Here is a 14,302-nt window from a genome sequence, read left to right as displayed (position 1 = left end):
CGAGGAAACGACATTTACTTTACGCCGTTGTAAAGTTTCTGCCGCTTTTTAGCATGCAAACGACCGTTTTTTTACAACGCAGTAAAGTTTCTGCCGCCTTTTAGCACACAAACGACATTTACTTTACAACGCAGTAAAGTTTCTGCCGCTTCCGACTAACTATTTACTCCCATAACATGCAAGCACCATGCGTTTTCATAAGCTAACTCCTGCCATTGCCTGTACCTGCCAGAAGTGCCACCGTGACCACCGTCAGTTTCAATACGAGCAATTGCATCAACCCCAGAAGCTTGCAATTTAGCGAGCCATTTCAAAGGTTCCGTAACAAGCACGCGCGTGTCGTGAATAGACGATGTGATTAAGATTTTCGGAAAATCAGCTAACTTCTTGCGACCATCTTCCGTTTTTGCGCAAGGCACATTTTCGTAAGGAGTATACGATTTCATATAAGCATAAGCTTCAGAATCATCGAGCGGATTGCCCCACTCATCCCACTCTGTTACAGTAAGCGGCAAAGAAGAGTCGAGCATAGACGTAAGGGCATCTACAAAAGGCACGTCTGCTTCAATTCCTGCATAACATTCCGGAGCCATATTTGCTATAGCACCCATAAGCAAGCCTCCTGCTGAACCACCGTTTGCAACAGTATGGCAAGCAGAAGCAAAACCAGCATTTTGCAAAGCACGCGTGGCATCAACAAAATCTTCAAAAGTATGCTTTTTATTAACGCGCCTACCCTGCTCATACCACGCGCGACCCATTTCGCCACCGCCTCGCACATGCACTTGCGCATATAACACGCCGCGATCCAGCAAACTCAAGCGACCGACAGAAAAAGTAGGGTCTGAACTAACTTCATACGCTCCATAACCAGTAATAAACATTGAGTCAGTTTGAGAAATTTTATCCGGACGCCACACAAGCGATACTGGCACACGCTCACCATCTCGAGCAGTAATCCAAACGCGCTTTTCAGCATAATTGTGCTCATTAAATTCGCCTAAAATTTTACCTTGCTTGAGCAACACATCTTCGCCTGTTAAAGGATCCAACTCGCGAAGTTGACCTAAAGTTGCGTAACTGCCAAAAGCGTAACGCATATGCGGAGCTTCGTACGAAGGATTTCCAGTCATAGAAATACTAAATAAGCGATTATTGTTGATTTCTTCTTGTGAAATATTTGCGAGCGCAGCACGTGATTCGGCTTGCGCTTGATCCGTAAGTTGAGAAGAAAATTGATCCGTAAGTTGATCCGTAAATTGATTCGCAAGCTGGGAAGAAAGCGGTCGCACTTCGCAAAAACGCCACGGTTTTGCTTGCAAAAAATCTTCAACAGCGCGCTTCTTGCTCATTACAGCCAAATGCGGCAAACCTTGAGAACGGTAAGCTAGTGCCACATAATTTTTGTACATTGACAATCCGCTTATGCTCAATCCAACTGCATTTTGCAATATTTCAGGATTTTGAGGCGAATTATAAGGCTTTGTAATAGGCTCACTTCCGGCACCTTTTTGCCAAGCATCTCCTTGCTCGCAACCATAAGGAGAACCCGAAGCAACACATACTCCATCCGAAAGCTTATACGTTACATGCTCATCAAACTTGCCGGAATTTCCTCTCATATCAATAATGTCAATTTCAAAATTAGGATTTTTAGCGTTATGGCACACAATCGCAATTGGAATATCTTCACCATTTTCGCCAGCATTCTCGAAGCAAGCGAAAGAAATATCGTATTCCACTCCCTCAACCGGCTCAATAACCATACGGAATTCGCCCTCAGGATTGCTCAAAGGAAGCATAAGCACGCGCGATGTAGTCTTTGAACTACTACTGATCATCATGTATCGTTCGTCAAAACTTTCATACACGTCAACAAAAAATCGCTCGTCAGTTTCTTCAAAAACTTTTACATCGCTGGAAACTTTAGTGCCGACCTTATGCCTCCAAACTTGATAAGGACGCCAAGCATCATCAAGCTTTACATAAAACACCCATTTTCCATCTGGAGAAAGTGAAGCAGAAGCAAGATTTTCCCACGATTCTTCTAACTGCGACCAAGAACATGTTTTTGTAGAAAAGTCACGAATAAAATAGTTAAAGCGTTCATCGCCTTGAGTGTCGACACCGTACAGCATTCGCAAACCGTCGGTGCTCAAATCCATTCCACCGACTCTAAAGAACTTGCCACCAGAGTGCTCAGATTCAAAGTTTGCATCAAATAAAATCTCTTCACCATCAGTTGTGCCAGGCTTTGCAGAATTGTCGATAGTTGGCGGATTCCAATCGTCACTATTTTCGACTTTCATACGGCATTGCACAGCGTATTGTTTGCCTTTTTCAGTACGCACGTAATACCAGTAATTATTCATGCGCATAGGAACAGACATGTCTGTTTCTTGAACTCTTGAGCGCAACTCGTCAAATAATGTAGAACGCAAGTTTGCTAAGTGCTTTACACGCTGTTCAGTATAAGCATTTTGACTATTGACGTATTCCATAAGCTTAGGATTATTGCGATCTTTCATCCAAGCATATTCGTCTATATAAGTGTCGCCATGGAATTCACGTGCCGACGGTATGCGTTCTGCCGCTTTTGGCTTTGCAAAATCTTGATTATTCATAGCTACACCTCTTTTAATTTTCATTAAGTATTTTCTTCAGCTCTTATATATTAGTAACGAAATATTTTCTGCAATTCTTTAATATTACAAAATTATTTTGCAATTATTTTATACTATTTCGCAATCGCTTCCTCTATAAACGGAAGCATTACTTTAGCTAAATCTTTGCCTTGAGGAGCTGCAAAAAATGGCACGCCTTGCAAAGTACCAGCAGCACCTTCTGCTTCAATTATGCGCATTTGAGCATCATCAAAATCATCAATATCACCAGAAAACTCGTTAGCATTATTTAATTTTTCGATCGCCATAGTAGGAATTTCTTGCGCATCTTCACACGTAGTATCAAGAGCATCCGAAAAAACATACGCACGTTTAGATGCACTTAAAGCAACAGCAAAATCACGAGATAATTTACGACGAAAATCCTCAACAGTAGCACGCTTACGCAATTGCCTAATACCTACTGCAAGCACACGACCTGGATGCTTACGAATAATATTCGCATACGTTAAAGGATCCTTTTGACCATCATCGCCAATAAGCACAAAACGCATGCCAGGAAAATCATCCATAAGTTGAGTTGCAAATTCTAATTTATGCTGCGGTCCGTTTGGAATAAAAGTTTTAGGACGCGGATCCAAATCACGAAGAAGAAGAGGACCCTCAGGAAACTTTTCGCGATCAATAAAGTGACGAATTGAAGCCTCAACATTCCACGGAGAAGTAGAAAGATAGAAAAATGGAATATCGTCACGCAAACGCTCTAAAGACTGGAAAAACTCAGACATTCCAGCAACTGGCGAACGATGAGCAGGATTCATAATAAGCAAATTATAAGCAGCGCGAATTGGCGAAGGCGCTTGAGTAACCATAATAGTGTCGTCAACGTCCGAAATAACACCAACAGGAACATTTGCATCAATAGCAAATAAACTCGCTTTTACAGGCTCACGGTCACTAACAGAATACGAAACAACGTGACGACCAGGCTCTAAAGCGCGTTCGGTAATTAAATCTAAATACCCTGCACGGTCAGAAATACAGTACTCTGCACTACCATCGCGTGAACCTTCAGGCTTATCGTATATTTCAGAATCGCCAATTTGAGCTGTTTCTACAGGAATACCGTCAATAGACAAAGCCACGCGCACACGCACAGCAGGAACAACAAGCATCGCATAAATTCCGCGTTTTAGAGCAGAATGATGACCAAGCTTTGGAGCATACACAGTTCTGCAAATCAAGCGAGCATATCTATGCGTTCCATACCCAATATATGGCTCAACACTTGGAAACCAGCCAAAACGACGTGCAACACGACCAGCAAGACGCATCCACATGCCGACAATAGATGTAACGAGCCTGCGACCAAAACGCACAAGCAATGGCTTATTGTCAATACGCTCAGCTTTAGAAGGAGCGTCAAACAATGTTGCCGTAACATGCACAGGAATTGGCGCACTGCTAATCCGTCTAGACGCCACTAATTGCGGAGTAGATTGTGGGCTTTGCACATACTCAAGATTAGAACGCGCAGAAAGCGAAAGTCCTTCGGCGCGTTCATCTTTGTTAAGTGAGTTACCCACAGATTCGCTCATTCGCGTACCGGACCATCCGGAGTCGTGCCAACAATTTGCACAATAGTGCCACGTGGGCAATTTTCAAAAATCCAGCGAGCATCCTGCTCATACATGTTTATGCAACCATGAGAGCCGTGATTTGCAGCATCGCCAGTTGCAATACCCTTATAATTCCAAGAAGCAGTGTGGAAACCTTCTCCACCATGGTAATAGCTAACCCAACGCACTCCAGGAGAGAAGTAAGGAGAGCCATCGCCATTCCTACCGCGCATATCTTGTGAAGCATAACGCAAGTAAATAAAGAATGTACCAGAAGCTGAATCATCGGCACCGCGCTTACCTGTGCAAACAGGGAATGTTTTTACAAGTTCATCATTCCTATAAACAGAAGCCGTTTGGGTTGTTTTGTCAACAACAATGCGCATTTCAACAAGCTTCTTTTCAACGGTAAACTTAGTGATTTTTGAAGGAACAGACATCTTGAAATCATTGCCATTGCGCAAAGATTCTACAGCCTTTTTCGCAATACTATCGGAATAGCTAATTTCAACACCATTAGAACCTTTAAGTGTTGTGAAAATAAACTTGCCTTCTTTATTGACTGCATCTTCCTGATTAATCTTTTGCTGATTAAGCTCTTTTGGAAGAACTTGAGACAAATAATAATCTGCTTTATCTGCATCAATTGTGTAAGAAAGCTTACGGCGAGTCGTATCTGCTTTTATACTGATCCAAGACGCAATCGCTTCTTTTGGAACCGTAAAATCTTTACCGTCACCGTTATTAAACGTGATTTTTTTCTCAAGAAGTTTATTTAAATCATCTACAAGTTTCTGCGCTGCATCAAGCTTAATAGGAGCGTCAGTGCGTCGAGATGTAACAGAAACTTTTACTGTTTTACCAGGGTGAGCAATTAACTTTTTTACTGCTTCACGAACAGACATAGTTTCTATAGTGCGACCAGGTATACCATCCTCTACCTTGTAAGATTCAGAATCCTTGTCGAAAACTGCACTATAAGGTACAGCGCGATCCTTCTCACGAATAAACTTATGCAATAAGTACGAATCCAAAGCAGAATCATCACGTACAGCTTTCAAGCTCACGGTTTGATGAACCCAAGGCATAATACGAGTAAATAAATTATCTCGCTTAGCATTCATAATAGCTTTTACAGTTGCGTTCTTATCAATCTTGACACCAAGTTGACTCAAATCTGCATCAACACTATTGCCTTGATCGTCACTAATTACTAATTCGCTATGATCCACAGCATTCTGAACAGTCTTGCTTACAGAATCTTCCTGATAGCCAGTGAGATTGCGCGTAATAGAAGCATCACCAAAATCAACACCTGGAGCAACTCGATTGTTGAAATACAAATGAAGTGCAAAAAATGCTGCAGCTAACAAAATAACAAAAATAAGAAGCGAATACATCAACGCCAATGCGGAACGGTTCGCACGATGTTTCTTTGCTTTCGGCTCTACTACTCTAAATGAATCGGTTGCAGTTGAATCGGCAGGAGTTGCATTTGCATACATGCCATAAGATGTAGCATTATTGCCAAACACATTCTTCTTATTACCGGCAATATCTTCAACGATATCGTCAACAATGTCTCCAGAAGTATCTTCTTCATCGGCGACTTCGCCTAAATTATCAGCAAGAGTTCCCTCATAATTAACAGAATTATCAGCCATTTGATCTTCTACATGACTTTGAGGAACCTGCATAAAAGCAACAGTATCGTCACTAGCATCATCAGGCATATTACTAGATGTAATATTGAAGGATTCATCTCCCTCAAAATTTTGCTGTAATTCAGCCATATTCAAAACCTCTGCTCAATAATTGTATGCGACAGACACGCTTGCACAGTTTACCACTAGCGACGCACGAAATTAGTATTAGCGAAACATGAGAGCATAACTGGTTACATAACTAGCTATATAACTAGCTAAATATTTAGTACAGAATTAATGCGAATAATACACGTTAAAAAACGAGCAAAGAACAAGCAAAAGCAGCAAAATGCACAATTAACTAGCAACTAGCCGACACCTAATGAGTAACTAATAAATATCTAATACAAGCAATAAACGATATTTATAAAAACAATAAATACTACACAAATGTGTAAAAAACGTAAATATTCGCAATATGCCGCAAAATTTAGTATTGTAGAAAAAATAATGTGCAAGAATAGGAGGTATGCCAACTATGCCTATTCAAGCGACTATTGCTCTTATGATGATTGTATTCGCGCTTGTACTCGCACCATTCGTCATCATGATTGTTTCGCGCGCTTTAAAACGTCATCATTTGGCAGAAAAACTTGCTCAACGACACGGCGACTCAGTGCATTACGCATTCATACTTAATCCTTCAAAACCACAAGCGGAATCGTATCGCGAAAGTATTAAAAATTATTGCAAAGAACGCAATTTAACCTACGAAATTATTGATACACAGTTAGATAAAGATGGACGCGAATGCGCTTTAGAAGCACTTTCAAATGGAGCTAATGTAGTAGTAGCAGTCGGCGGAGATGGCACGGTTCGTACTGTTGCGAGCGCAGTAAGCGGTAAAGGTCATGCGATGGGAATTATTCCTATTGGAACTGGCAATCTTTTTGCTAGAAATATGGGAATTCCAGTAAACGACGTGGATGCTGCGTTGCGTGTTGCAACTTCTCACGGTTCTAGGCAGGTTGACGTTGGGCGCGTAACGATTCTCGACAATCCAGAAGAAGATCATGGACACGCATTCTTAATTATTGCAGGCATTGGTTTTGACGCGTTAATGATTGACGACACTGATCCAAACTTAAAAAAGAATATTAGTTGGCTTGCTTATTTTGTCTCTGGTGTAAAGCATTTGTTTATGCCAAAATATCGCGCAACCGTTACCTTACAGCGTTCAAATGGCGACGAAAGTGTGCTAAAAGGATTGACTTTCCGCACACTTATGGCTGGAAATTGCGGTCAAATTCCTATGTTTTCGCTTATGCCAGAAGCAGCATACGACGATGGTGTGCTTGATTTTGAGATTATTGACACTTCTGGCGGTTTAATTGGTTGGGCTAATTTGTTCCGAGGAGTAATACACCAAACGCTAACAGGGCGCGCACTCCAGCAGGATTCGCTTTCTGCAGGCTCGAGAATTGACCAAACGCAAGGTTTTAGCGCAGAAGTGCAATTAGAAAAATCTGCTCCAGTGCAAGTAGACGGCGACATTTTGGGATATACGAAACATTTGCGCTTCACTGTTGACAAGCAAGCATTGTGCGTAAGAGTGCCAGAAAATAAATAAAATACAAGCGCTGTGGCAAAATAAAAAATTATGGTAGCAAAAAATGCGGGAATGCCCGCCACCCCAGAAGATCTAGTCGACGTCGACGCTTTGGTTGGCGCTTACTATGATGAAGTTCCAAATTCCAACATTCCAGAACAGCGCGTGATTTTCGGCACGTCCGGTCACCGTGGTTCTGCTTTGAAAACTTCGTTTAACGAAGCTCATATTGTGGCAATTACGCAAGCTATTGCTGAATATCGCAAGAAAGCTGGCGTAACTGGTCCTCTTTATATTGGTCGCGATACGCACGCTCTTTCTGAGCCTGCTCAAAAAACCGCTATTGAGGTTTTGGTTGCTAACGGAGTTCACGTTCGCGTGGATTCTCGCGGCGACTTCGTGCCAACTCCTGTTGTTTCTCAGGCTATTTTGACTCATAATCGCGCAGCCGACGGCACTCAGCGTTTTAGCGGCAACGGCTTGGCTGACGGCATTGTCGTCACTCCTTCACACAACCCACCAACCGACGGTGGTTTTAAGTACGATCCTGTAACAGGCGGCCCTGCACCTGCGGAAGTAACTAACGCAATTGCAGCTCGCGCAAACGAATTGCTCGACAATTACAAGTCCGTAAAGCGCGTACCTTTCGAGGAAGCAATCAAGTCTGATTTGGTTGAAGGCTTCGATTACCGCGAACACTACGTTAGCGATTTGGCTAATGTAATCGATTTCGATGTGATTCGCTCTAGCGGCGTGCGTTTGGGAATTGACCCACTCGGCGGCGCAAGCGTAAACTACTGGCCACTTATGAACGAAAAGTACGGTTTGAACATTGGCGTTGTGCGTCCAGAAGTTGACCCAACTTGGCGATTCATGACTATTGACCACGATGGCAAGATTCGTATGGATCCAAGCTCTCCTTACGCAATGAAGGGCTTAGTTGATCAGCTTAACGCTGGCGCTTGGGATAAGTACGATTTGGTTGGCGGCACCGATCCAGATGCTGACCGCCACGGTATTGTGTGCCCGAACTGGGGCGTTATGAACCCGAACCATTACATCGCGGTGTGCGTGGAGTACTTGTTCGGCGGTGCTCGCCCGGATTGGCCAAAGAATACTGCTATCGGCAAGACGCTTGTGTCTTCTTCCTTGATCGACCGCGTGGCTGCTTCTATTAACGCAAAGCTTGTGGAAGTTCCAGTTGGATTCAAGTGGTTCGTTGACCCACTCTTTAGCGGCGAAGTTGCTTTCGGCGGCGAGGAAAGCTCCGGCATGAGCTTCTTGCGCAAAGATGGTCGCGTGTGGACCACCGATAAGGATGGCTTGATTCCTGATTTGCTCGCTGCGGAAATTACTGCAAAGACTGGCAAGAACCCAGCTCAGCTTCACCAGGATCAGGTAGCTCGTTTTGGCGAAAGCTGGTATAAGCGCGTCGATACCCCAACCACACTTGAGCAAAAGCAGAAGTTTGCAGCTTTGAGCGGCGACGACGTTGAAGCAACTAAGCTTGCTGGTGAGGATATTACCGCAAAGCTTACGGAAGCTCCTGGAAACGGCGCAAAGATTGGTGGCTTGAAGGTGACGACTAAGAACAACTGGTTCGCTGCTCGCCCATCTGGTACCGAGAATATTTACAAGGTTTACGCAGAATCCTTCGTTTCTCCAGAAGCACTTGACAAGGTGCTTGAGGAAGCTACTGCTGTAGTCGACAAGGCTTTAGCGTAACGTAATAATCTTGCGTAAATAAAGAATCTACTAATTGCGCTGGTTGCAATCTGCAGCCGGCGCATTTTTGAAAGGTTTTGTCATGATTGTTGTTTCGACAGATGGTTCCGCGCTCGGAAACCCAAACGGTTCAATGGGTTGGGCGTGGGCAGATCACATTGACGAGTCTGGTAGCTCTAACGAACACCATCACACAGGCAATGCAGATGCTGGAGGCGCAACTAATGGCACAAATCAAATTGGCGAATTATGCGCAGTTTTGGAAGCTTTACGAGCACATCCTGGAAGTGAGCCGCTCACAATCGAAAGTGATTCACAATACGCTATAAACTGCGCAACTACGTGGATTCACGGATGGAAAAAGAACGGTTGGAAAAACTCTAAAAATGAACCTGTTAAAAATGCCGAGCTGATTCGAGCAATCGACGCGGAAATTACTAAGCGCGAAGGCGCCGTAAAATTCGTGTGGGTTAAGGGTCACGCAGGAAACGAAGGAAACGAAAAAGTTGATACACTAGCGCGCGGATATGCGGAAGATTGCCGAAATGGTTTGAAGGACGGATACTTGCCTTTAGAAGGCTGGAAGTCGCTTCTTGCTTCTGAATATGCAAAAGGTACGAATGTGCCAAGTGATGCGAAAATGCTTTTAGATGGCAAAATTTCCAATGCAGAATATCATCTTGAACGCACAGTTGGTGAAGATATTAATCCTGATTTTTCTGCACAAAATAGTAAAAACGCTAGTGATCTAACTGAATCTGCAAATGAATCAGCGCGCGAACAAACGCAAGAAGCAGCATGTGAAACAAAGCCTAAACAAGCGCAAGAAGAAATATGTAAACAAGCGCGTGAAACAAAGCGTGAAACGTTAGAAAATAGCGAAAAAGATGCACTATCAATAGAAAATAAACAAGATATGCACCAGCAAGACGCTATAACTATTGTTCAAGAAGTTCCAAAAACAGAGCAAAATGTTACGCAAACTACATCTAAAGCTGTTCAAGGATTAAGTGTTTCTGGCGTATTACAATTTACTCCACCACCAAACACAAGCCCAAGCTTTAACGGCGAGGCGCGTTTTATTTCCGGCACAATCAACGTAAGCGGCTACGTAGAACCCGACGGCACCTTGCATTTATCTCCAACTGCCTTCTACCTTTCATAGCTATTTTTGCAATTCGTTTAGTGTGGTGTTTGGCTGGCGGATTTCTATATGTGGCTGTGAGTAGTGGGTGTTACTTGTCTCGCAGCGCTCCGCTCTTATACCTTACTTAGACTTAGCGGTTGCGTAGTTAAGTTTAGTTTTTTACTTACTTTCTCTGCAAAAATAGTATTCATCATCACGATTATTACTATCGTTCCGCTTTTATATTGCTCGACCAAGCAACACCCACCCCTCACTACTAGTAAAACCGCTAGTGTTCTGTGGTGTGGTAGGAGTGCCTGGCGTGACGCATGCAGTAACAATGACGCTAGTGTTCTCTAAGCAATAAATACTCAACGTCGGCAGAGCGCAACTGCAAAACTTCATAAACATGCAAGCATCCAATCAGTGCGAAAAATCTCAAATCTCTACCACACGAATATCCCGTGAATGAATGACGACGCAACTAAGATGCACATAGCCCTAAAAATCTTGGCAAAGGTTAATATGGAAATGTACGAAAATGAGGCACGCATAAAAACACAAAGCCTCTCCCGCAAATAGCGATGGAAGTTCATCGGCGAACTCGGGAATAACAAAAACAAGAAAGCAGGGATAATGGATAAAGCACAACAAGATGCGCTTAAAAAAGCAGCAGGCATTGAAGCCGCAAAGATTGTAAAGAATGGAATGATGGTTGGTCTTGGCACCGGCTCTACAGTGCGTTTCTTAGTTGACGAGCTTGGCCGCAGAGTTAAGGAAGAAGGCTTGAGCTTCACAGGAGTCACCACTTCTCGTCGCACACAAGAGCAGGCAGAGGGCTACGGCATTAAGATTCTCGACATTAACGAAGTGGATCACATTGACGTTACAATCGATGGTTCTGACGAAGTTGACAAGAATTTCAACGGAATTAAAGGCGGCGGCGCAGCTCTTCTTTGGGAAAAGATTGTAGCTATTAATTCCGACCGCATTGTGTGGATTGTTGACGCAAGCAAAGTAGTCGACACGATTGGCAAGTTCCCACTTCCTGTTGAGGTGATTCCGTTTGGCTCCGCGCAGGTGATTCGTAAGTTCGAAAAGCGCGGATATAAGCCAGTTTTGCGTCTTGATGCAGACGGCAAGGAAGTGCGCACCGACGAGAACAACTTCGTGGTTGATTTGCATATGGAGCGCATTGAGCATCCGCAGGAGTTGGCGAAAGATTTGATTGAAACTGTTGGCGTTGTGGAACACGGCTTGTTCTTGAATATGGTTGACACGGTGATTGTTGGCGATCCAAACGGTCCTCGCACGCTTACAAACCCAAATAAGTAGCGAAACTAATCGAAAAGTAGAGTCCGCAAACGCGGGCTCTACTTTTTTGTATATAAAAAGCGCCGGAAAAACCGACGCTTCAAAAAAGTCTTACGTGCCTAAACGTTCAGACACGCATCAACGCATAGTAAGAAAATTACTTGCGCTGGTGACGAGTCTTACGCAGCAGTTTGCGGTGCTTCTTCTTGCTCATCCGCTTGCGGCGCTTCTTGATGACAGAACCCATCTGAAGCCTCCATTCCTATGTAAAGTGTGCAACTTGCCTAATGTTACACCGTTTTAACGACTTTGTGGAGTGATATTACAAAGAACATCATTTTTTACAACATTTACATTGGGAATCTGTGATAAAAACGCTCTACTGCTTGCTTTGCGCCGTTCACTTCAAAAACAGCGGTATCGTTCTGCCACAATGCACTAGCCTGTGATTTATCATTTTCATCATTTCGCAACACATAGCTACCGGAAGTCTTACCAGAAACTTGAATTTTTCCACTTGCGATATCAGAACCCTTAAGTCCATCAACTAACGCTTCATACTGCTTGTTCGCAGAATCGCGATTCGACCATTGAGCAACAGTTACAGACACTTCCCCATCTGGCTGACCAGTTGAGTACTTAACAGAATATTCCTCCAAAGGCGACGATTCAGTCCAAGTTGCACTAGGTATAGCGTCAACACGAGCGAAATCAAGTACGCTATCAGGCATAGCCTTAAGCAATGCCGTAGAAGATGCTGGCAAAGGTTTCGATGGTATAGAAGGCGTTTTAGGCATTACCATATGATTTTTGCTCGCAACATTTTCGTGATTCAATGCCCAACCTGGCCACATAAATGCTGAAATTAGAGCCAAAACCACAATTACTGCAGCTGAAGTCAACACAACTAATAACTTGCTGTGTGATGAATTATTGACACTTGAGGAATTCATATTCAACGCACCCATCTTTGAAGCATTCATACTTGAAGCATTCGATTTCGACATACTTGCATTATGTCACATCGCGATGACGCTTTTAGTACGCAAAAGCGCTTTACAATCAAAAACAAATACAAAATATGATTGTCTAATAAAGCGTATAGCGTCGAGATATGGCTAGTAAATCTACTCTTCACTATTTATGCTCCGAATGCGGTTGGAGCGGCTCAAAATGGTACGGTCGCTGCCCTGAATGTGGCGAATGGGGCACAGTGAACGAGTTTAGAGAGGCGCGAGTTAGCGGATTATCTCGTACAACACGTGCATCACGCGCAACAACAGCATCGCGCACCTATTCACCGGATGGCATAACTACTTCTAATCGCAATATCGCACATTCAACTCTCGATTCAGCAACATCTGCGCAACCAATTAATGAAATTCAAGCAGACGACGCAATGCGCATTCACACTGGTTTTAGCGAATTCGATCGCGTATTAGGCGGAGGACTTGTGCCAGGCTCCGTAACTCTTATAGCAGGAGAGCCAGGTATCGGAAAATCAACACTACTTCTAAAAACTGCAGCTTACGTATCTAAACAATCAAAAGAAAGCAACACTCCCCCTGTATTGTATATTTCCGGCGAGGAATCAGCAGCACAAGTTAAATTGCGCGCGTCTAGAATTAACGCTGTAAACGATTATTTATTACTTGCAACAACAGGCGATCTTGACACTGTACTAGATCTTATTGAAACACATCACCCTACGCTTGCTATTGTCGATTCTGCACAAACGATTTCCGCACAAGAAGTAGATGGTATTACAGGCGGTTCTACACAAGTTAGAGAAGTTGCGAGCGCACTTATCGACGTTGCTAAAACTAACAATATTCCGATACTTTTAGTTGGGCACGTTACAAAAGATGGTTCAATAGCAGGGCCGCGTACGCTTGAACATTTAGTAGACACAGTATGTCAATTTGAGGGCGATACACAAACAGCGCTACGCATGCTAAGAGCTGTAAAGAATCGCTTTGGACCTACAGACGAAGTTGGCTGCTTCGATATGAGCGGTGAAGGAATTGAGGAAGTGCCGGATCCTTCCGGACTGTTTTTGTCTTCTACAGAAAACAATAATCAAGGTAAAAATGCGCAAGATGGCACAAACGACGGAACTTGCGTCACTTTTACACTTGAAGGACACAGAAGCCTGCCGATTGAAATACAAGCACTTGTAACACAATCGGCTCTGCCCACTCCTCGCCGTGCAGTTTCTGGTGTTGATTCTAACCGTCTTGCAATGCTTACAGCAGTTTTGTATCGTCACGGACGCGTTAATTTGCTTGCAAAAGATTTGTACGTATCTACTATTGCAGGAGCGTTGGCAAAGGAGCCGTCTTGCGACTTGGCAATCGTAGCAGCTTTAGCTAGCGCTGCTGCCGGGAAAGCAGTAACTCCTAAAACTTGCGCAATTGGCGAGATGAGCTTAACCGGTCAAGTTCGCCCAGTGCCAAGAATAGAGCCGCGATTGCGCGAGGCTGCGCGAATAGGATATAAGCGCGCAATAGTTTGCCATATGCGGAAAAGCGTTAGTATTCCAGGATTAGAAATTATTGAAGTTAGCACAGTGCGAGAAGCGTTAAAAGCACTTGGACTATAAGCTAAACGCAGCTAGCAAAAATAATCGCAACTAAAAA

The 14,302-nt window shown here is 43.6% G+C and carries 10 protein-coding genes; 5 read left to right on the top strand and 5 right to left on the bottom strand.

Annotated features, from left to right (window positions below; genetic code table 11):
• Positions 1-155 precede the first annotated feature (155 nt).
• From DOD25_RS00400 to DOD25_RS00390, 3 genes are all read right to left on the bottom strand, one after another.
• Positions 156-2,648: a S9 family peptidase gene (locus DOD25_RS00400; protein WP_112928498.1), complete on the bottom strand. Its 2,493-nt coding sequence runs from the start codon at positions 2,646-2,648 to the stop codon at positions 156-158.
• Positions 2,649-2,737: 89 nt separating this feature from the next.
• Positions 2,738-4,222 carry an App1 family protein gene (locus DOD25_RS00395; RefSeq protein ID WP_004105429.1) on the bottom strand — a complete coding sequence of 495 codons (1,485 nt, stop codon included), beginning with the start codon at positions 4,220-4,222 and terminating at the stop codon, positions 2,738-2,740.
• A complete protein-coding gene (locus tag DOD25_RS00390) occupies positions 4,219-6,036 on the bottom strand; it encodes a L,D-transpeptidase (protein WP_112928497.1) in 1,818 nt (605 codons plus the stop codon). Before DOD25_RS00390 ends, DOD25_RS00395 begins: the two co-directional genes overlap by 4 nt.
• A 382-nt stretch (positions 6,037-6,418) precedes the next feature.
• Between DOD25_RS00390 and DOD25_RS00385 the strand changes: the two genes are divergently transcribed.
• From DOD25_RS00385 to rpiA, 4 genes are all read left to right on the top strand, one after another.
• The gene (locus DOD25_RS00385; RefSeq protein WP_004105433.1) at positions 6,419-7,519 is read left to right on the top strand and encodes a diacylglycerol/lipid kinase family protein; all 1,101 of its coding nucleotides are present in this window, start codon (positions 6,419-6,421) and stop codon (positions 7,517-7,519) included.
• A 30-nt stretch (positions 7,520-7,549) separates the two neighbouring features.
• The gene (gene pgm, locus DOD25_RS00380; RefSeq protein ID WP_112928496.1) at positions 7,550-9,223 is read left to right on the top strand and encodes a phosphoglucomutase (alpha-D-glucose-1,6-bisphosphate-dependent); all 1,674 of its coding nucleotides are present in this window, start codon (positions 7,550-7,552) and stop codon (positions 9,221-9,223) included.
• Between the two features lie 34 nt (positions 9,224-9,257).
• Complete coding sequence (locus DOD25_RS00375; RefSeq protein WP_064340472.1) at positions 9,258-10,388, top strand: ribonuclease H family protein; 1,131 nt, start codon at positions 9,258-9,260, stop codon at positions 10,386-10,388.
• 597 nt (positions 10,389-10,985) lie between these two features.
• Positions 10,986-11,684, top strand: a complete 699-nt coding sequence (gene rpiA / locus DOD25_RS00370) for a ribose-5-phosphate isomerase RpiA (protein WP_004105437.1) — start codon at positions 10,986-10,988, stop codon at positions 11,682-11,684.
• Positions 11,685-11,820: 136 nt separating this feature from the next.
• On the opposite strand, the gene DOD25_RS00365 is transcribed toward rpiA, so the two are convergent.
• Entirely contained in the window at positions 11,821-11,910 is a 90-nt protein-coding gene (locus DOD25_RS00365; protein ID WP_004268639.1) for a 30S ribosomal protein bS22, read from the bottom strand.
• A gap of 103 nt (positions 11,911-12,013) precedes the next feature.
• A complete protein-coding gene (locus tag DOD25_RS00360; protein WP_004109607.1) occupies positions 12,014-12,670 on the bottom strand; it encodes a hypothetical protein in 657 nt (218 codons plus the stop codon).
• A gap of 107 nt (positions 12,671-12,777) precedes the next feature.
• Here DOD25_RS00360 and radA point away from each other — a divergent pair, with 107 nt between their 5' ends.
• Entirely contained in the window at positions 12,778-14,265 is a 1,488-nt protein-coding gene (gene radA / locus DOD25_RS00355; protein WP_076002627.1) for a DNA repair protein RadA, read from the top strand.
• The last annotated feature ends 37 nt before the right edge of the window (positions 14,266-14,302 follow it).

This window comes from Gardnerella leopoldii, assembly GCF_003293675.1.
Lineage (GTDB): Bacteria > Actinomycetota > Actinomycetes > Actinomycetales > Bifidobacteriaceae > Bifidobacterium > Bifidobacterium leopoldii.
This window is presented reverse-complemented; position numbering and strand designations above follow the sequence as displayed.

Coding starts and splice junctions, on each gene's coding strand:
- DOD25_RS00400 (WP_112928498.1), bottom strand. CDS start 2,648: ATGAAAATTAAAAGAGGTGTAGCTATGAATAATCAAGATTTTGCAAAG.
- DOD25_RS00395 (WP_004105429.1), bottom strand. CDS start 4,222: ATGAGCGAATCTGTGGGTAACTCACTTAACAAAGATGAACGCGCCGAA.
- DOD25_RS00390 (WP_112928497.1), bottom strand. CDS start 6,036: ATGGCTGAATTACAGCAAAATTTTGAGGGAGATGAATCCTTCAATATT.
- DOD25_RS00385 (WP_004105433.1), top strand. CDS start 6,419: ATGCCAACTATGCCTATTCAAGCGACTATTGCTCTTATGATGATTGTA.
- pgm (WP_112928496.1), top strand. CDS start 7,550: ATGGTAGCAAAAAATGCGGGAATGCCCGCCACCCCAGAAGATCTAGTC.
- rpiA (WP_004105437.1), top strand. CDS start 10,986: ATGGATAAAGCACAACAAGATGCGCTTAAAAAAGCAGCAGGCATTGAA.
- DOD25_RS00365 (WP_004268639.1), bottom strand. CDS start 11,910: ATGGGTTCTGTCATCAAGAAGCGCCGCAAGCGGATGAGCAAGAAGAAG.
- DOD25_RS00360 (WP_004109607.1), bottom strand. CDS start 12,670: ATGTCGAAATCGAATGCTTCAAGTATGAATGCTTCAAAGATGGGTGCG.
- radA (WP_076002627.1), top strand. CDS start 12,778: ATGGCTAGTAAATCTACTCTTCACTATTTATGCTCCGAATGCGGTTGG.